This window comes from Paenibacillus sp. CECT 9249 (assembly GCF_918697855.1).
Classification (GTDB): domain Bacteria; phylum Bacillota; class Bacilli; order Paenibacillales; family Paenibacillaceae; genus MSJ-34.
On the sequence record NZ_CAKKLI010000008.1, the window covers coordinates 69,943 to 89,333 of the forward strand.

16 protein-coding genes are annotated in these 19,391 nt (G+C 52.6%); 10 read left to right on the forward strand and 6 right to left on the reverse strand.

The window, feature by feature from the left end; translation table 11 throughout:
- The first annotated feature begins 137 nt into the window (after positions 1–137).
- Together LQ229_RS09060 and LQ229_RS09065 are read left to right on the forward strand one after the other, a co-directional pair.
- Entirely contained in the window at positions 138–1,994 is a 1,857-nt protein-coding gene (locus LQ229_RS09060) for an ABC transporter ATP-binding protein (protein ID WP_230191520.1), read from the forward strand.
- A 31-nt stretch (positions 1,995–2,025) separates the two neighbouring features.
- The gene (locus tag LQ229_RS09065) at positions 2,026–3,237 is read left to right on the forward strand and encodes an alpha-D-ribose 1-methylphosphonate 5-triphosphate diphosphatase (RefSeq protein ID WP_230191521.1); all 1,212 of its coding nucleotides are present in this window, start codon (positions 2,026–2,028) and stop codon (positions 3,235–3,237) included.
- A 79-nt stretch (positions 3,238–3,316) separates the two neighbouring features.
- Here LQ229_RS09065 and LQ229_RS09070 read toward each other — a convergent pair whose 3' ends face one another.
- The gene (locus LQ229_RS09070) at positions 3,317–4,453 is read right to left on the reverse strand and encodes a conserved virulence factor C family protein (protein ID WP_216540535.1); all 1,137 of its coding nucleotides are present in this window, start codon (positions 4,451–4,453) and stop codon (positions 3,317–3,319) included.
- A 255-nt stretch (positions 4,454–4,708) separates the two neighbouring features.
- Between LQ229_RS09070 and LQ229_RS09075 the strand changes: the two genes are divergently transcribed.
- The 3 genes from LQ229_RS09075 to LQ229_RS09085 all read left to right on the forward strand — a co-directional run bounded on the left by LQ229_RS09075 (position 4,709) and on the right by LQ229_RS09085 (position 8,591).
- A complete protein-coding gene (locus LQ229_RS09075) occupies positions 4,709–5,848 on the forward strand; it encodes an amidase domain-containing protein (protein ID WP_216540536.1) in 1,140 nt (379 codons plus the stop codon).
- A 101-nt stretch (positions 5,849–5,949) separates the two neighbouring features.
- On the forward strand, positions 5,950–7,464 hold the full coding sequence (locus LQ229_RS09080; RefSeq protein ID WP_230191522.1) for an oligosaccharide flippase family protein: 1,515 nt from the start codon (positions 5,950–5,952) through the stop codon (positions 7,462–7,464).
- A 101-nt stretch (positions 7,465–7,565) separates the two neighbouring features.
- Complete coding sequence (locus LQ229_RS09085; protein WP_216540538.1) at positions 7,566–8,591, forward strand: MBL fold metallo-hydrolase; 1,026 nt, start codon at positions 7,566–7,568, stop codon at positions 8,589–8,591.
- A 79-nt stretch (positions 8,592–8,670) separates the two neighbouring features.
- Here the strand turns inward: LQ229_RS09085 and LQ229_RS09090 are convergent, their stop codons facing one another.
- The gene (locus LQ229_RS09090; protein WP_216540539.1) at positions 8,671–8,952 is read right to left on the reverse strand and encodes a hypothetical protein; all 282 of its coding nucleotides are present in this window, start codon (positions 8,950–8,952) and stop codon (positions 8,671–8,673) included.
- Positions 8,953–9,132: 180 nt separating this feature from the next.
- Between LQ229_RS09090 and LQ229_RS09095 the strand changes: the two genes are divergently transcribed.
- The gene (locus LQ229_RS09095) at positions 9,133–10,752 is read left to right on the forward strand and encodes an ATP-binding cassette domain-containing protein (RefSeq protein WP_216540540.1); all 1,620 of its coding nucleotides are present in this window, start codon (positions 9,133–9,135) and stop codon (positions 10,750–10,752) included.
- 360 nt (positions 10,753–11,112) lie between these two features.
- On the opposite strand, the gene LQ229_RS09100 is transcribed toward LQ229_RS09095, so the two are convergent.
- Both LQ229_RS09100 and LQ229_RS09105 read right to left on the reverse strand, forming a co-directional pair.
- Positions 11,113–11,577, reverse strand: a complete 465-nt coding sequence (locus LQ229_RS09100; RefSeq protein ID WP_216539204.1) for a hypothetical protein — start codon at positions 11,575–11,577, stop codon at positions 11,113–11,115.
- A gap of 177 nt (positions 11,578–11,754) precedes the next feature.
- The gene (locus LQ229_RS09105; RefSeq protein WP_230191523.1) at positions 11,755–11,940 is read right to left on the reverse strand and encodes a hypothetical protein; all 186 of its coding nucleotides are present in this window, start codon (positions 11,938–11,940) and stop codon (positions 11,755–11,757) included.
- Positions 11,941–12,147: 207 nt separating this feature from the next.
- On the opposite strand from LQ229_RS09105, the gene LQ229_RS09110 reads away from it, so the two are divergent.
- The 3 genes from LQ229_RS09110 to LQ229_RS09120 all read left to right on the forward strand — a co-directional run bounded on the left by LQ229_RS09110 (position 12,148) and on the right by LQ229_RS09120 (position 15,683).
- The gene (locus LQ229_RS09110; protein WP_230191524.1) at positions 12,148–12,450 is read left to right on the forward strand and encodes a LytTR family DNA-binding domain-containing protein; all 303 of its coding nucleotides are present in this window, start codon (positions 12,148–12,150) and stop codon (positions 12,448–12,450) included.
- Between the two features lie 389 nt (positions 12,451–12,839).
- Positions 12,840–14,414 (forward strand): methyl-accepting chemotaxis protein, encoded by a 1,575-nt coding sequence (locus LQ229_RS09115; RefSeq protein WP_216539201.1) that lies wholly within the window; start codon positions 12,840–12,842, stop codon positions 14,412–14,414.
- A 36-nt stretch (positions 14,415–14,450) separates the two neighbouring features.
- Positions 14,451–15,683, forward strand: coding sequence for a chemotaxis protein CheW (locus tag LQ229_RS09120; RefSeq protein WP_230191525.1), 1,233 nt, complete (start codon positions 14,451–14,453; stop codon positions 15,681–15,683).
- 355 nt (positions 15,684–16,038) lie between these two features.
- On the opposite strand, the gene LQ229_RS09125 is transcribed toward LQ229_RS09120, so the two are convergent.
- The gene (locus LQ229_RS09125; protein WP_230191526.1) at positions 16,039–16,704 is read right to left on the reverse strand and encodes an endonuclease domain-containing protein; all 666 of its coding nucleotides are present in this window, start codon (positions 16,702–16,704) and stop codon (positions 16,039–16,041) included.
- Between the two features lie 225 nt (positions 16,705–16,929).
- Here LQ229_RS09125 and LQ229_RS09130 point away from each other — a divergent pair, with 225 nt between their 5' ends.
- On the forward strand, positions 16,930–18,198 hold the full coding sequence (locus LQ229_RS09130) for an MFS transporter (protein ID WP_230191527.1): 1,269 nt from the start codon (positions 16,930–16,932) through the stop codon (positions 18,196–18,198).
- Positions 18,199–18,210: 12 nt separating this feature from the next.
- Here the strand turns inward: LQ229_RS09130 and LQ229_RS09135 are convergent, their stop codons facing one another.
- Positions 18,211–19,320 carry a glycosyltransferase gene (locus tag LQ229_RS09135; RefSeq protein ID WP_216539197.1) on the reverse strand — a complete coding sequence of 370 codons (1,110 nt, stop codon included), beginning with the start codon at positions 19,318–19,320 and terminating at the stop codon, positions 18,211–18,213.
- Positions 19,321–19,391: the final 71 nt, after the last annotated feature.

Below are 19,391 nucleotides of genomic sequence, written 5' to 3' on the forward strand. Positions count from 1 at the left end.
TACAAGTATAAAGAACGAATCGGCAGCAAATCAATTGAAAAATACAGGAAATGGCCCCATCCCATTTCCAAAGGGGCACCGTCGTCGGGCGCCTTCCGCGATGTTATAATAGGATGAGACCAAAGGAGTGGGTGAGGATGAATAACGGATGGGGACACCCTCACGCGATGCACAAGATCGGCGGCAACGCCCCGAAAGTGTCGTTGAAGGAAGTGCCGCTGAGACGGATTCTGGGCATGTTCCGGCCATATATGGGATTGCTGTTTTTTATTGTGGCGCTCGCGCTGGCCGGAGCGGTGATCGGCTTGCTCCCGCCGCTTGTTATGAAAGAAATGATCGACACGGCCATACCGGATAAAGACATAAAGATGCTCGTATGGCTTGCCGTTCTATTGGTTGCGCTGCCGGTTGCGAGCGGCATGCTCGGCGTGTGGCAAAATTATTTGAACACCAAGGTGGCGCAAGGAGTGATGCGCGATTTGCGGCAAGGATTGTTCGGCAATTTACAGCGGCAATCGATCGGCTTCTTTACCGCATCGCGGTCGGGCGAAGTCATCCAAAGGGTGACGGACGACGTACAAGCCATTCAAGGCGTCATTACGAACGTCGTCGTTTCGAGCATTATGCAGACGGTCGTGCTCGCGACCTCGATCGGAATTTTGTTCGCGCTCGATTGGCGGCTTGCGCTCATCTCGGTCGTCGTCTTGCCGCTATCGATGCTGCCGGTGCGAAAAGTGGCGACGCTTCGCAAAAAAATGCGCAGCGAAACACAAAAGATGCGAGCGCAAATGTCGGCACAGCTTGGCGAGGTGTTCGGCGTGTCGGGGGCGATGCTTACGCGGATTTTCGGCCGCGAACAAAGCCAGGAACGGGAATTCGGCGCCTTGAACAAGCAGGTTATGGACATGGAGTTGAAATTAAGCTTGATGGGACGCTGGTTCCTTATGTTTGTCGGCTTGCTCGGGCCGCTCGGTACGGCGATGATTTATTTGTACGGCGGATATTCCGTCATTCAAGGCACGATGACGATCGGAGCGATCGTCGCCTTTGCAGGTTATTTGGGCAGATTGTATCAGCCTTTCGGCACGCTTCTTAATTTGCATGTCGAAGTGATGACGGCGCTCGGCGTCTTTCAACGCATCTTCGAATATCTCGATTTGAAGCCGGATGTCATCGAGCGGGAAGACGCCGTTTCTTTGCCGCAGGCCGCAGGCAACATATCTTATGAAGGAGTCTCTTATTCCTACGACGGCGAGACTGAGGTGCTGCACGGAATTTCGTTTGAGGCGAAGCCGGGAGAAGTTGTCGCATTGGTCGGCCCAAGCGGCGCGGGCAAAACGACGCTTATCGGCATGATCGCCCGCCTGTACGATCCGACCGCCGGCGCCGTTAAGTTGGACGGACGCGATCTGCGCGGCATACGGATCGATTCGCTGCGCAGCCAAGTCGCGTATGTGACGCAGGAATCGTTTCTGTTCCATGCGACGATACGCGAAAACTTGGCGTTCGCCAAAGAAAATGCGACAATGGAGGAGATGGAATCGGCATGCCGCAAAGCGTTCATTCACGATTTTATTGTCGGCTTGCCGCAAGGCTACGACACGGTTGTCGGCGAACGGGGACATCGTTTGTCCGGGGGAGAACGCCAGCGCTTGTCGATTGCGCGGGCGATTTTGAAGGATCCCGTTATTTTGTTATTGGACGAGGAGACGTCCCATCTTGACTCCGAGTCGGAAGCGTATGTGCAGGCGGCGCTGCAGCAGTTGATGAAGGGCAGGACGACGCTCGTCATCGCGCATCGGTTGTCGACGATTCTTGCCGCGGATCAAATTCTTGTCATACACGATGGCCGAATTGCGGAACGCGGGACGCATAGCGAATTGCTGGAGCGGGATGGGCTGTATGCAACGCTGTATGATACGCAATTTCAGGAAGCAAGCCGGGACGATGCGCGCAGTCAAGGCGATGAACGAAGAAATCCGCATCCCGTATAGGAATGCCGGATGGACGAAGGAGGCGACAGAGATGTCAAAACTGCTAATTCGAGGCGGGCGGGCGGTATTGCCGGACGCCGTCGCCGATGCCGATGTGGCCGTGCGGAACGGGCGGATCGAAGGAATATGGACGAAGGAAGAGCGCGCGCGAAGCGAAGCATGGCTGGCGGAAGCGAGGAAAGGCGATGCGTCCGGCGAAACGGTCATTATCGATGCCGAGGGGCGATACGTGCTCCCTGGGCTGATCGATACGCATTGCGATGCGATCGAGAAGGAAATTCAGCCGCGGCCGAATACGCTGTTTCCGCTGGATATGTCATTGATGGAATTCGAGCGGAAGCTGCCTTTGCATGGCATAACGACGATGTATCATTCGCTGTCGCTCGGCGTGGGATTGAGTTTGCGCGGCGACCATTTGCTCACCCAGTTGGTGGAATTGATCCGCGAATATCGCCGCAAACGGGCGATGATCCGCCATCGGATTCATTTGCGTTACGAAGTTTCCCATTTGGACGGCTTGCCGGTCGTCGAACGTTACGTGCGCGAACGCCAGGTGGACTATTTATCGTTTATGAATCATGTTCCGGGACAGGGCCAATATCGGGAACCGGGCTCGTTCGAGCGCTATGTCATGAAAAATCAGGGCGTCGATACGGAAGAAGTTCGCCGGATTACGGAAGAATTGATCGCGCGCGAGCGGCAGGTAGATTGGGACGGGCTGCGGCGCTTGGCGGGGATTGCGGCGGAGAACGGCATTTCGGTCGCTTCCCATGACGACGACTCTCCGCAGCGGGTGGAGGAATCGTCCGGATTCGGCGTGAACGTCTCCGAATTTCCGCTCAATGTGGAAACGGCCGTCTACGCGAAAGAGAAAGGCCTGCATGTATGCGTAGGCGCGCCGAATGTGGTCAGGGGCGTCTCCCATGACAAAAACATGCGCGCCGTCGATGCGATCCGCGCGGGAGCCGCCGATATATTATGCTCGGATTATCATCCGGCTTCGCTGCTTACGGCGGTGTTTAAACTGTTCGCCGACGGGGAGACGGATTTGCCCGCCGCGGTCCGCATGGCGACGTTGAACCCGGCGCGCGCGCTCGGGACGGCCGAAACGGTCGGTTCGCTCGAGCCGGGCAAAGCGGCCGACTTGATCGTCGTCGACCGTTTCGAAGGGCATCCTTGGGTTACACATACCGTCGTCGACGGAACGATCGTATACGAAGGCGGCGTGTACTATACGGGATAGCATGACGAAGGGCTGCTCCCCAAACGGCGGATAAACCGTTTGGGGAGCAGCCCTTTATTGTCCATGCGGCGAATGGCCGCTATTCGTCGTTGCGGCGCGCCATCTGCTGCCAAACGCTGCCTGCGGCGGCAACGCCTTCTTCGATGCGCTCAAGCGCCATTCTCGCTTGTAGGCCGACCTCGAACTCGGGGTCGGCCGCCGCTTCCCGCAGCGCGTCGAGCGCGGTTTCGTCGCCCGCTTCATATAAGAAGCGGGCTGCGCGCCAGCGCACGAGCTTGCTCGCGTCGCGCAGCGCGGCAATCATCGGTCCGATCGCGGCGGGGTCGCCGAGATCGGACAGCGTATCGCCGGCCGTGCGGCGCACGGCGGCGGACGAGTCTTTCAATGCCGCGAACAACGGCGGCATTGCTTCGGGCGCGCGCAGGTCGCCGAGGTACACCACGGCGAGGCGGCGGATCTGGCTTTGCGAATCGCGCAAAGCCTTCTCGATCAGCGGCAGCCGCTCCAGCGTCGGCTGCATCGCTTCAAGCGCCGCGTACCGCACGCGCCAATCCGGATCGTCGAGCTTCGCCGCGACTTCCTCGTCGGACAGCTCGCGCCGCGCCTCCACGAACGGCTCCTCGCTCGCACCAAGCGCAATCGCCTGGCGTACGAGCGCTTCCAGCCGTTCTTCCGGATAAGCCGCCTCAATCTCTTGTTCGACTTCCTTGGCGATTTCGGCAAGTTCGCCGTAACGTACGCCGTATTCCGCCAGACGCCGCTCCTTGATCAACGTCGCGCTGGCGACGGCCGTTACCGCTTTTGTAAACCGTTCCGACAGCGCAACCCGTTCCTCCTTGCCTTCGGCTTTGACGCGAATTTGCATCGGAATGTTGCGGAACGTTTGCACGAACACTTGCGCCTCGCCGAATCCGCCGCTTTCGCCGTCTTCCGCGCCCGGGATCGAGAGCGGCGCTCCCTCGTCTCCGAACGCTTCTTTCACCACTGCCAAAATCGCGGCCCAATCGGCGCTCGCTCGCCTGTCGAGCGCGACGAAATCAAGAGTATGAAACACGCTTTTTACGCCCTCGATATCCAGCATTCGCTGAATAAACGGCGGCGCCGAGCGGTAATTGTCCGCCGTATATGTTCTCCGTACGCCGGGAGCCAGCGACTCGTCCAAATGAAGCTTCATCGTATTCGGACTCGGCGTCGGCTCGATGGAAACGATTTTCATGCTATCCTTCCTTTCCTTGCAAGACCGGACCGGCCGGCCGTTTTTATATGTAGCTCTCCTTATATTGTACTGCTTTATTTGGCAACGTACAAAGTTATTTGCTTACGAAGCATATTTAGCGGCCCACTTTTCAGCAAGCTCCAATTGTTTTTCGGTACGAACGATTCATAAGAAACGAAAACGGGGAGATAATGAAGAAGGGGAGAAACTATGATCGGAGTGCGTAAAAAAATATTTTGTGAGGGATAGGACAACATGAGACGTATTTTGCTGTGTATAACGGTGCTGATCTGTGCGATCACAAGCGGCGCTTCGGCGGTTGTGGCGGCGGATGACGAAAAGGAACAGGCGCTCTCTTTTTTAAGAACCCTTTATCATGACCGCAATCAGCTTATTCTGAACGGGAATCCGGACACGATCGCCCAATATTACAATAAGGCCGATAAGTTGAGCCGCCTGGCGATGCGTCAAGAAATGCGGCGCAGCCAATATTTGCAGGCATGGGCCGAGAAGAGGGATATGCGTCTGACGGAAGCGGAAGGCGATATTCGCGTGACGCGGTTCAAGCTTGAAGGCGATAAGGCCCGAGTCTCGTTAATCCAAAGCGTGAAAATAGCCTATCAATATAATCAGGAGCATCATTTGCCGACGCAATCGTTCGGCGTTGGGACGCGCCACGCGCTGACGCTCAGAAAATTGGACAACCGCTGGTACGTCGTCAAAGAATGGTATTTGGATCCGATGGACGAGAACCCGAATTTGATTCCTGCCGACAGCGTCAAAGGGTTTCCGAAGAAAACGTTAACCGTGCAGGCGTCGGCCATGATGCAGTCGGACGCGCAATCGGCCCGGCCGCGCAGATACAATCGCGAGAAAGCGGTCGCTTATGCCAATAAATATGCCGGGGCGGCATGGGGCGCGGGCAATAAAGGCCGATACAATCCCAAGTATCGCGATTATACGTATGTAGGCGGCGATTGCACCAATTTCGCGTCCCAAGTCATCGGGGATTCCGAGGAAGGCGGGGGGTTGCCCATGACGGGCGACTGGCAATATTGGTATAGATCCGGGGGAAGCCATACTTGGGTGCAGACGGACCGATTGAAAAACTTTTTGCTGTATAGCGGATACGGCCGTTTAATTGCCAAAGGAACATTCACCCAAGTCGTGCAGCCGAGCGATAAACATCCTCAAGGAGCCGTCGCCAAGCTGGAGCCGGGCGATTTGATCGCCTATGAGATGAATGGAGACGTCGACCACTTCTCCGTCGTCGTCGGCCACGACGTCAACGGTTACCCGCTTGTCAATTCCCATACGGCGGACCGGTATAAAATGCCCTTCGATCTCGGATGGGACAAATCCACGAAATATTTGCTGATTCATATTAACGACTAAGCCGCGCGAACAACATTTGACAACCCCTTAACATATCCGCCGATGCTTTGACATAATCCTTAAATAGGACAAAGCGTCTTTGCGGGAAGGAGGGGTGAGGCTTGGCGTCATCCAAACTCATGAAACAAATGGCACTTCGGACGAGTGCCATTTTTCTCGTCAAATTGATCGGCTTTTTCGCGCGCATCCCGCTGTTTCGCATGCTCGGTGCGGAAGGGATCGGGCGTTACCAAATGGTATATTCGTTATACGTCGTATTGCTTACGTTTGTCACGGGCGGGTTTCCAACCTCGCTCGCCTTGACGACGGCGGACGATCCGGCGAAAGGTTGGAGGTACTTTACATTTCTATCCTTGATATTGGTCGGGCTCGGCGGCGTCGCGAGTTTCGGCTGCTTCGTCTTTGCCCCGCAGTTGGCGTCGATGCTCGGCGACCCGGGGCTCGCATTTGCAATTCGCTGCCTGGCCCCCGCATTGTTGATCGTCCCCGTCTTAAGCCTGATTCGCGGCCTGCTGCAAGGGATTGAAGCGTATGGATATATTGCGGTTTCCGAATTGATCGAACAAGCCGTACGGGTCGTCCTGATGCTGCTGCTCGTTTCGCTCCTGATCGGCAAAGGGACGGCTATTGCCGTTAGCGGGACGCTGCTGGGAGCGTTTGCCGGCGCAACCGCCGCCATTCTCTTTTTAATTCTCGTTCTGTTGTTTATCCCTTATCCGGCCGTACGCCGCCGTAAAGGAAAATGGTCCGTTTGGGAAAACGGTTCCGGGATGCGGCAATTATTTCAGGCGGGAGCCGTTATTTCCCTTAGCCGTTATATTATTCCTGTCTCCGAGTTTCTGGACGCGCTGATCATTCCGCGAAGACTGCAAGATTCGGGATTGTCCTTCCCGCAAGCGAGCGCTATCTTCGGCGAAATGTTCGGCATAGCTTCGACGATAACGTATATGCCGCTTATTGTGACGGCCGCGCTCATTCATACGCTGTCCGCCAAATTTATTGCCGACTGGCATCAAGGAGAGGGAGAACGATTCTACAGGCGCGTTCGCTTCTCGTTCGATATCGCGATGTTGTGGGGGATCGGAGCTTCGCTGACGCTTTTCTTTTACAACCGGGAGTTGTCCGTTCTCGTCTTCGGCGACGAATCGGCCGCCATAGGCATTCGTTATTTGGCGGTTGCGCCGTTATTCGCCGGATTGCGGGAGTTGACGTCGACGGCATTGCTCGCGATGGGGCGCAGGCGGGAAATACTGACCGGCCTCATCATCGCGCTTGTTGCCAGCAACGTTCTGAATATCGTGCTGGTGGCGATTCCGGGATTCGGATACCAAGGCATCGCGATCGGCATGATCGTCTTCGAAGTCATTGGTGTAATATGGAACTTGGCCGTCATACGCAAGCATAGCGGCGGGAAATTGCAATGGAATCCGTTCAACGCGGGAATATGGATCGTCTTGCTGCTGTTTTTCCTTCAGTTCAACCTATCGGCTATTCTGATTCCCCGGATGGAAATGCCGCAATGGTTTGAAGGAGCGGTGCGAGCGAGCTTTTCTTTTTTACTGATAGGCATTTACATATTGTTGCGCTTCATGAAGAATAAACACGAGCATTTATAAAGGAAACGATTCGCGGGCCGGGCGGTCCGATCGACAGGCACAACTTTTTTCTTTCGGTCATAATTTGCTATATTGTAATTAACGAAAGGAGAAGTCGCCGAATGCCCAAACCTCGATTTCAAAATATTGACAACGTCCCCACGGATAAAACGATGAAAGATTTCAGACAATGGCGCCAGGAACGGATCATAAAGAAAAAAGATTATTCGTTCCGTGTACCGAACGTTCAGCCGGAACTCGAGTACTTGCGTCATAACCGGACCGATTCGACTGTGACTTGGATCGGCCATTCCACGTTTTTCATTCAATACGCCGGATTGAATATCGTGACCGACCCGGTTTGGGCGATGCGGATGGCAATGAACCGCAGATTGTCCCCGCCCGGCATACCGCTTCGGGACATGCCTCCGATCGACGTCATTCTTATATCGCATTCCCATTACGATCATTTGCATATATCTTCCGTACGCCGCCTCTACGGCGCCGATACGTTGATCGTCGTTCCGGCCGGTCTGCGCCGTAAAATGATGCGCAAAGGCTTCACTCGCGTCGTCGAGCTTCAATGGTGGGAGCAATTGCAAGTCCGCGGCGTGAAAATCGCCTTCGTACCCGCACAGCATTGGACGCGGCGTACCCTTACCGATACGAACCGTTCCCATTGGGGCGGCTTTGTGTTGGAATATGCCGGCCGGCGGCCGGTCTCCGAGCGGCAACAGCTTCGAATCGCGTCCTTCAATTCGAAGAAGACGGGCGGTCCGGACGAATCGGGGGATGGCGGAGGCAAGGAAGATAAGCTGCCGACGATTCATTTTGTCGGCGATACCGGCTATTTCCGCGGCTTTCGCGAGATCGGCGAACGATTCGACATCGATGTGTCGCTCATGCCGATCGGCGCGTACGAGCCGGAATGGTTTATGACGTCCCAGCATGTCACGCCGGAAGAAGCGCTGCAAGGGTTTCTCGAGACGAAAGCCGGCCTCATGATTCCGATGCATTACGGAGCGTTTAAGCTGGCCGACGATACGCCGCGCGAAGCGTTGGATCGCCTGGAAGCGGAGCGGCGGCGGCTCGGCATCGGGAGCGAATCGATTCGGGTGCTGGCGCATGGGGAGACGCTGCGGTTGTAATTCGCCCGCAACGACGAATGACGGCTCGAGCCCGAGCCGTCATTGTCATTGGATTTCAATGTATGTATAATGTCATGCACTACGCAAACGAGGACAGCACCGCTCCGAAGATAAGGACGAAGAAGATGACATAAATCGCTACCCCGATTAATGCCCAGATCAGAGCGGCTCTGCTGTAATTTCTTTTGTTCGGATTCGTATTGCCGCCGAATGCCCATACGAACAACATAATAATGTTCACGATCGGGATAATCAGAAGCAGCATGGTGACTATCCAATCTTTGGTCGAGACGACCGGTGCGGTTTCTACCCCGGTCGAATAGCTTGCATGCGGGGCTTGCACATTAACATTGGTTTCCAAAATAAAAACACTCTCCTTGTAAATTTTGGCTTAGGAAACGTTTTCCTCGATTTAGTATACAAGGAGACGGTTTCATTTTACAATACAAATTTTTACAATGGAGACAGGACGAAACTGATTTTATATGCTATAATAATAATTTGAGTGTTTTATTATTATGTAGCAAAGGACGGGACTGCCATGATTACTACAAGCGGTGTGACGCTCCGGTACGGAAAACGCGCACTCTTCGAAGACGTTAATATAAAATTTACGCCCGGCAACTGTTACGGCTTAATCGGCGCGAACGGAGCGGGGAAATCGACTTTTCTGAAAATATTGTCCGGCGAAATCGAGCCGAATACGGGCGAGGTGCATATTACGCCGGGAGACCGTCTGTCGGTATTGAAGCAGAACCATTTCGAATACGACGAGTTTCCGGTACTGGAAACGGTTATTATGGGGCATGCGAAGCTGTACGATATTATGAAAGAAAAAGACGCGCTTTACGCGAAACCCGATTTCAGCGAGGAAGACGGCATTCGCGCCGGCGAGCTGGAGGGCGAATTCGCGGAATTGAACGGTTGGGATGCGGAACCCGATGCGGCGGCGCTCCTGATCGGGCTTGGCATTCCGCGCGAATTGCACGACAAGAAGATGGCGGAGCTGAGCGGAAACGAGAAGGTGCGCGTATTGCTCGCCCAGGCGCTGTTCGGACGACCGAACATTTTGCTGCTTGACGAGCCGACTAACCATTTGGACATCGAGTCGATCAGTTGGCTGGAAAACTTCCTGATGGATTACGAAGGAACCGTTATCGTGGTATCCCATGACCGCCACTTCTTAAACAAAGTGTGCACGCACATCGCCGATATCGACTTTGGCAAAATCCAGCTTTACGTCGGCAACTACGATTTCTGGTACGAATCGAGCCAACTGGCGCTCAAGCTGGTGCGCGAGCAAAATAAGAAAAAAGAAGAGAAAATCAAGGAACTGCAAGCGTTTATTCAACGTTTCAGCGCGAATGCGTCCAAGTCGAAGCAGGCGACATCGCGGAAAAAACAGCTCGAGAAAATTACGCTCGAAGACATACGTCCGTCCAACCGCAAATATCCGTTTCTGCATTTCAAGCCGGAACGCGAAGCGGGCAAGCAGTTGTTGACCGTGGATGGCATCGGCAAAACGCTGGAAGGCGAGAAAGTGCTGGATAACATCAGTTTCGTCGTAAACAAAGGAGACAAAATCGCGTTCGTCGGTCCGAACGGATTGCCAAAAACGACATTGTTCCAAATCGTCATGGGCGAGCTTGAAGCGGACAGCGGGGAGTATACTTGGGGCGTAACGACGACGCAGGCCTATTTCCCGAAAGACAACTCCGCTTATTTCGACGGGGTTGACCTTAATCTGGTCGATTGGCTGCGCCAGTACTCGAAAGATCAGGACGAGACGTTCTTGCGCGGTTTTCTCGGACGGATGCTGTTCTCCGGCGAAGAGGCGCTGAAGAAGGCGAGCGTGCTGTCCGGAGGAGAGAAAGTGCGCTGCATGCTGGCGAAAATGATGCTGAACGGCGCGAACGTCCTCGTATTCGACGAGCCGACGAACCACTTGGATTTGGAATCGATCACCGCGCTCAACAACGGTTTGATCGACTTCGACGGCACCATTCTGTTCGTGTCGCATGACCACCAGTTCATTCAAACGATCGCGAACCGCATTATCGAGATTACGCCGAAAGGCCTGATCGACCGGGTAATGTCGTACGACGAATATTTGGAAAGCGAAGAAATCAAGCAATTGCGCGCACAAATGTATGGCGAATAAAGCAAAGAGCCGGTAGAACGGCTCTTTTTTTAATCTTCGGACTCCGACAACGCCTTGCACCCTAAAATAGGGAACAATTGTATCTTATTAGCACTAGCGTTGCAATGGTCCATGCGAATAGCTGCGTCTACGTGTGACTTGGCGGACCCAGATTCCGTTAAATTGGCTAAATGAGTGTTTTTGCTTTCGATCAGAAACCAGGTTTGATATGCGATCGGTCTCTCTCGCTATCCTGAATGAACGGGATTTCGACAGAAGGCGCTTAGAAGGAGGTGCCTAACAGGGGCCCCCATTCAGGGCGTTTCCCTCACGGCACCAAACAAAAAAACGCCGCAAAATGCGGCGGATATCCCCGATTCCTCACAATATTTCGGCGTTTTTCTTGTCTTCTTCCGACAGCAGATCGGTGAATTGGTATACGTACGAACCGTTATCCGCAATCCGCAGTCTGGCAAATCCTTTTCTCTTCAAATAATCCAAATATCCTTTTGCCGCTTCCAAGGACAGATCCGTTCTCAACGCGATGTCGGCGGGCGTTACATAACCTTTATGCTTTGCTGCGATTTGCAAAATAAGCCGCTCGTTCTCCTCATATTTCTCATCGAATTGCACTTTGCCCTTTTCGATCAGCTTTTGTTTTATATTTTTGGAATATTTCACGCCGACATAGATGAGCGCCGCAAGGATGACAATGCCGCCCAAGACCCATAGAATCGTCCAAATATTTTCCGCTATAAATTTAAAAACCGCTGCGATCAGCCCTAAGATAAAAATAAAAGCCAGACAGCCGAGACACGACACCCCTTTATTTTCCACTGCCGCCAAACCGCCTCTCTCCAATGATTATCTTCATTCATTTTACTCGGTTTGCCAAATATCGACAAGGAAGAAAATAGGGCGCTATTGCATGAAAAGCTGTTAAAAATAAAAAGCCCACGCAAACGGCTGCATCGCCCTTCGGTGGACTTGGAAATGTTCGCGAATCATCGGGAATGGGATTTTTTAGGATCCGCCCGTGCGTCTCCGCTGATTGTTCGGTTTTTTCGTATTTTGGCTTTTGAGCGCTTTGATGTTGCCGCCTCCGTTAAACTGGTGTTTTTGGTCAAATTGCTGTTGTTTTTTTTGCGCAAGTTTTTGTTTGATAGCATCGGCTAAATTGATTTTTTTCGGCTCGTTTTGATCCGGCATGAGAACACCCCCAAGCATTTGTCCTCATTGTAAATGTTTTTGCGGACCGCATCAAGCGTAATTTCTTGCTGGGACCGTGGGAACGCATTTCTTGCGCTTGAACCGGACGACCTACGCCAAGTTGCGTCATAAAAACTAGTCTTCATACGGAAAATATATCAGCAACTAAGAACGAGGAAAGAGGTGGCCAGCTTGCTAATCCCAGTGATGCATAAGGAGAATGGGCCCGAATTGATTGATGTCGACGATATTTTGTACTTAACGATCTATAAGAAAGGAATTTCGATTCATACCGCTCATAACGTATATGAGCCGTTAACCACGCTGGAACATTGGCTCAAGTTGTTGAAGCCTAACGGTTTCGATAATCTCGACCGCTCCAATATTGTCAATCTTTCAAAGATTACCTGGTTCGATCCGTATACGAATATCGTATTTTTCGACGGGCAACAAGCATGCACCGTATCGGAGTCGAACATCAAGAAAGTAAAACATTTAAAAAGAAAATAATACCATATTTGACTTGAAAAATATGCACCCGTTCAAGCGGACGAATCGACGTATCGAATCCTCGGAAAAAATCGACAAAATTCGACATATTGTTGAAATTTACCCCGTTATAATGCAATAGAACCAGATATCGATTGGGCACAAAGTCGGGGGGGAAGCCGGAAATTGTCTGGATTGAGTCTCAAAGTAAAGATAACGAAATTGAAGGTGGACGGCCAATGGGTCGATGCGAAAATGTGTTTACAATGCAAAACGTATAAGCCGCTGGACCACTTCCACAATGAGAAACATGGAATCGGGGGAAAGAAAGCGAAATGCAAAAAATGCAGGCAGCACCGCTATGAAAGTTAGCAAATGGCACTCATATTCGACAAGAAGAGGGATGAAAAATGAAATTAAGTATTCGGGTCAAATTGCTTTGCAGTTTTATGTTCGTATTGCTGCTTTTGATTGCAGTAGGTTATATTTCGCTGTCTAGCATGGAGAGAATGGGGAATAGCGCGAAAAATATCGATCAGAACATTATGCCTAACGTGAACGCGCTGAGCGATTTGACCGCGGAAACGTTGAACGTGCAGCGGCTTGTTCTGCGAATCGCATCGGAGCCGAGCAAAGAAAAGCTTGCGGATCTCGAGGGAGAAGTGAATACCGCCGTGAGCAACATTGCGGAATTGAAATCGGAGTATGAAAGTCTTCCCACCACGCCGGAACAGTTGAAGATATATAATTTGTTTACTTCATTATGGGATCGTTATCTTGCGCAAATACCTCCCATTGTCGAGTCGGCCAAAAAGGACGATGCGGCTAAAACGTTAGAATTGGTCGATCCGACGGTACAGACCGGACGCGAAATGAGGGAACATCTGAAACAATTAGTCGCAATACAAACGGACGAAGCGAAAGCGACGACAAACGAAGCGATCGAATTGTATCGGTCGGGTCAAATTAACATTATCGTCATCGGCATCGTTGCGGTTATTATCGCATTGGGCATGGCCCTGTTAATTTCGGCCAATATTTCGCGGCCGATTCGCGAAATTGTAGAGCTGACGGGAAAAGTATCGAAAGGGGATTTACGGGAAAAAGCGAGGGTGAAAGGAAAGGATGAGACCGCCCAACTGTCCGTCTCCGTGAACGAAATGATCGATCAATTGCGGGAATTGATCGGACATACGATGGCTTCCTCGCAAAACGTCGCCGCGGCTGCGCAGCAAATTGCGGCGAGCACGGAGGAAATCGCCAGCGGTTCCAATACGCAAGCGAGCTCGGCGCAAACGATCAACGAGCTTTTCCGCGAGTTGTCTAGAGCCATCGATGCGGTTGCCGGAAACGCCGAAGAGGCGTCTTTGCTGTCCGGTCAGACGAAGGAGAGCGCTCAAGCGGGCATGCTTGTCGTTCAAACGTCCATCGAAGGAATGAACCGTCTCAGCGAACAAATGGCTTTATTGCAAAAAGACTCCGAAAAAATAGGCGAAATATTGGAACTCATCGATGAAATTGCAGATCAAACGAATTTGCTTGCTTTGAATGCCGCGATCGAGGCGGCGCGGGCGGGGGAACAAGGCAGAGGATTCGCCGTGGTAGCGGACGAGGTGCGCAAATTGGCCGAGCGAAGCGGCGGCGCGACGAAGCAGATCGGCGTTATCGTCAGAGGAATGCAGCAAAATACGAATCTTTGCGTCAGCACGGCGGAAGAAGCGGTCAATATGGCGCAGCGGACGGGGGAAGCGCTGCAGGATATTATGGGCAAATCGAACGAAACTGCGCAACAGGTGGCGGAAATCGCAGCTGCAAGCGAGGAGCAGGCCGCACAGGCCGGCGAGGTGTTGAACGCGATCGACACGATCGCCTCCGTCAGCGAAGAAGCGGCTGCCGCTGCGGAAGAAACGGCTTCTTCCTCGCAATCGCTCGCGGAGCTCGCCGAAGATTTGAACGAATCTGTATCGCTCTTCAAACTGCAATAACGGCGGAGAGGCGAGCATTCGTTTAGGAGGTTCGACGTGAAATTCGATAAGCCGTCCATTTCGCATACGAATATGGAACAATTTGACGAGCAATTGAAACTATTAGACCGGAAGCTGCTGCAGTTGGAAGAGGGGGCCGATATCGGGAAGATCAGGGAATTTATACATAGCATCGAGGAACATCCTTCTTCGAATATCCATGCGGCACAGGCGGGCCAAACGATTAGCGTCGATGCGGAGCGGCTTGCGCAGCTGCAACATGTAGCCTCCGAATTAATGGTCGGCAGCACCCGCTTGAACGATGTAAACGAGCGTCTGCGCCAGGAAATAGCGGATTCGTGCGGACAAGGCGTCTTGCAGCAGTTGAACGAGGTGACCGCAAGGATAAGCCGGACGATATCGGCGCTTCAAGAAGGGGTTGTGAAAACGCGGCTGTTGCCGCTCCAGCGGCTTTTTCGGCGGTATCCCCGTTTCGTGAGGGATATATCGCGCAAATTGAATAAGGAAATCGACTTCCTGATGGTTGGCGAACATACGGAACTCGACCGGGAAATGATCGATAAAATCGACGAACCGCTCGTCTCGCTGTTATGCAAAGCGGCGGTCCATAACATCGAAAGCGCGGAAGAACGGCAAAAAGCCGGAAAACCGCGCAAAGGCACGCTGCTGATGAAAGCGTCCCGTCTTGACAACGAAGTCGAAATCGTCATCGCCGACGACGGGAAAGGCCGCGGCTCGCAAGATATCGATACGGTTCAAGCCCAAATCCGTCAGCTTCAAGGCCGCCTGGACATCGATGAAACGCCGGGCAAAGGGACGACGATGACGATTCGGCTGCCGCTATCGTCGGCTACCGTTCGCGCCTTGCTGGTACGGCTTGGCGCCGAAGTGTACGCGATGCCCCTTCAGCAGGTCGTTGAAATCGTCCGGCTGCGGCCGGATGAGATCAGCACCGTTCAAGGCCGCGACGTATGCGTCATTCGCGAAACGGTGCTCCCGCTCGTACATCTTCGGCGCGCGCTCAAGATCGTCGCGAAGCCGGAATGCGAAACCAACGCCCGAATGTTGCGCATCGTCATTGCGGAAGCCGAAGGCCGGCGCGTCGCGCTCGCCGTGGACGAAACATTGGGCACCCGGGAAATGATCGTGCAGCCGCTGGGAGAATATTGGGCGGACGTCCCATTTGTCTCGGGATCTACCATTATGGGCGACGGCAAAGTCGCTTTCATTCTCGATATGGCATCTATATCGGCCGAGGGCGGAGCATGAATCCGACTGGCACCGGCGTTGGCAAAAGAGGCCGGATCCGCATGAATGAAATTTTCATTGGAAGTCCACGTCATTTATTGACGGATACAACTTAACGGATTGACAGGGTCTTATTTTGAAAAATCAGGGCTATTTTTTAAAATAACGGATTTTCGGCCCGATAAATGAGCCGATTCCTAGGAATAGGCCAGGTTTTCGGCATTTTCGTTCCATATAAGACCCTGAAAATCCGTTATTTATACAATTCGCCTCAATAAACGGGAAATAAGACCTTGAAAATCCGTTATTGTAACATTTCGGCGTGAACCGACCTCGCATGCCAAACCCACTAGCCAATCAAAAGTACACTAGCCAATCAAAAGTAAATATCCTTGCCGTTCAAGTCGAGCCGGTACGTCCGAATTCGCGTAGTACCCCGGTCCGGCTGGAGCCACGTTTTCTCTTTTAAACCGTGCAGCAATTTGCGTGCATACTTATTTTCGAAGCCGAGATGATCGCAGACGTCTTGGGGGGACAGCGGTCTGCTTAACCGCAAAGCCAACCTGACGATTTCTTTTTCAATAATGGTTAATGAGACGCTCTGCTTCTCCTCTCCAAACCATCGGCCCATGAATTGCTGTATGATCTGCTGGCACAGGCGGGGTCTCTCCTTCAGATCGTCGTATGAGAAACGGAGGACGCGCCAGCCGTCGATCGTGAGATGATTCTGGCGCAGCAAATGATCTGAAAATTGCCAGCGTGATATATTGCGCCAATGCGGACCGTACCCGTCAATCTCAATTGCAAGCCGGAAGAAAGGGCGGATATAGGCAAAGTCTAGAAACCGGCAACCGTCCTTGAAATCAAACACTTCATATTCCGGATGAAGATCTTGGAAATGTCCGAAAGCCGGCCACCAAACCTGGTTAAGAAATAGCTTTTCAGCATGGCCGCAACCGTCCTCCAGCCTCTTTCGACGTTCTCCGTTGCGTTTTTGCAGATGAGCGTTAATAAACAATTCATAACTTTCTTCGAAATTCATACCGTTTCGTCGCCTCCTAATAAAAGAACGCCGCCCGATTAACAGGACGAATCCTGCAATGGAGCGGCGTGTGCTTCACGTCGTTTTCATAAATTTTACCATAGGGACTGCAGCGCTTCAATCGAATATGTACAATCTACGCGAGCGCCGAAAGACGGTCTGTTTTACTCTTCTTCAAAATCGATTATAATGTTGCTTATTATCTCATGAAGGAGAATGCACGGCATGAGTTCCATGGGACAGCCAGAATTGAACAAGTCCGATTCGCGGGCGGCGCAGCTTCGCATGACGTATTTCTATATGTTTATGGTCTTTACGCCGGGGGCGGCCGTCTATTCTTTTTTTCCGGTGTACTATAAAGAGGTAGGATATACGGATGCGATGTACGGCATGCAAAATGCGCTCATTCCGATCGTAGGAATGGCGGCCAATTATTTATTCGGTTATACTAGCGACAAAACGAGCCGGATGAAAGGCATTATTCTCGGTTTGCTGCTTGCGATGACGGCATTGATGTTCGTCTTGTTTCGAATTCAGAACCCTTGGACGGTCATGGGGTTTATTTTATTGTTTCAATTCGTCTGGATCCCGATCAGCGTGCTGACGGAAAGTATGGCGATGCTGCAGGCGAAGCGGCTGGGCAATACCTATGCGGTCATTCGCGGCTTCGGAGCGGCGGGCTTTGCCGTTTCGGCCGTGGCGATCGGCTGGATGCTGGACCGCTTCCCCGGCCATCGGACGCTAAGCTGGATCATGATCGCCCTATCCCTTGGAACGATGGCTTGCTTGCTGCCGATCCGGGATCCGCGGGATCGGAAGATTGCGGGTGCCGCAGACCGGGGCGGAACGAGGCCGAAAGTGAACATGCGCGAGCTTGTGGTGTATGTGAAGGATAAACGGTTTATTTTTTTTATGCTCGTACTTGTGATGATGAACATTTCGTTTGTGATGAACGATCAATATTTCAGCTTTTTGATCCGGGAACGGGGAGGAACGCAGTTTGATATCGGGCTCGGCTGGATGCTGCCTGCCGCGATCGAGGTCGGGGTGTTTATGTATCTCGGGCGCAAAGGCGGGAGGTTCCGGCCGCTCGTAATGCTCGCGGCGGCGGCGCTTATCTTCGGCATTCGCGCGCTGGTGCTGGCGTATGCCGCCAATCTGACGCTAATATTGGTCTTCCAAGCGGTGCAGGGCGTGGCGATCGCGTTCTATCTCGTCAACTTGGCGGAATATATGATGATTCTGATCCCGGACCGCTTCCGCTCGAGCGGACAGGCGATTTTGAATATGGTGATGAGCATCGGCGCCACGGTTACCGGCAGCTTGCTCGGAGCGACGCTGTACAATAAGTTCGGGATCGAAACGATATACGGCGTTTCCGCCGCTCTCGTACTGACCGCCATTCTCGGCTTCGTCATCGGCCAGCGGCTGGAGCGGCAGGCGGAAGCGAACCGCCGGGCGGCCGCGCCCGTATCGGCGGACGGTGCGATGTAGTCCCGATACCCTTTACGATTCTAATAATTTCAATACGACATGACAACAGTATTCCGGATCGTAAGGGGTATGGTTCGGATTCATGAGGCCGCCTTCGCTTTCCTGCAAAGATTGCAGACGGTTGAACCATTTGTCGATCGTTTCCGTCGACGTCAATATTTCCGCAAAACCGTTTTTGACGAAATATTCGCAATTTTCCTCTTCTTGTCCCGGAATGGGACGGTAGAACAACATCGGAATTTGCTTGGCCAAGCCTTCGGTACAAGTCATGCCGCCGGGCTTCGTAATGAGCAAATCCGAGACGTCCATCAACTTGTTCACCTCATGGGTATAGCCGAGAATATGAATGTTCGGATGCTGGAACCGGGGATCGTTCTGCATTTTTTGAATCATTTTCTGATTGCTGCCCATACAAATAAGAAGCTGAACGCTCTCGCGCCAGCGGGACATGTACGTAAGCAGTTCCTCGTCGAACATCAGCCCCCAGCCGCCCCCCATAATCATCGCCGTAGGCATCTCTTTCAAGCCGAATTGCGCCCGCACTTCCTTCTTGTCATGCCGTTTCCAGAAGTTCGGGTGCACCGGGATGCCCGTCACTTCGATCCGGCTGGGGTGAATGCCGCGCTTCAGCAGAAGCTCCTCTACGTGCGGGGTCGAGACGAGAAATTTATTCACTTCCGGGTTGATCCAAGTTCCATGCGCATCGTAATCCGTAATCAGCGTAAACAACGGAATATCCAGGCCGAGACGCTTCAACCGCGACATGACGATCGTCGGAAACGGATGCGTACATACGACGATATCCGGATTCAACTGCCGGATGACTTGGGAAGCTTGGGTATAGAAAATGCGATGCATCGCAAGCTTGGTGAATCGGTTTACAGATTTGTCGTATTTTTTGCGGTAAAAAAATCCGACCAATTTCGGCTTCGAGCTGACCGTTTTGCGGTAAGCGGACACAATTAAAGGACCTACCGTCGGATTTAAAAATTTGCCCAGCTCGATGACACGGGTCTGTACTTGCGGACAAATCTGCTTCATTCCAACCGCCAACGCGTATGCCGCTTGCGTGTGTCCTGTGCCAAACGCTTCGGATAGAAGTAGGACTCGTTTTTTTCGCATATTCTCACCTGCTTCCATTATACCCAATTTACGTTATTAGGTGTATTGCTATGTACTGAACGTTGGCCGAT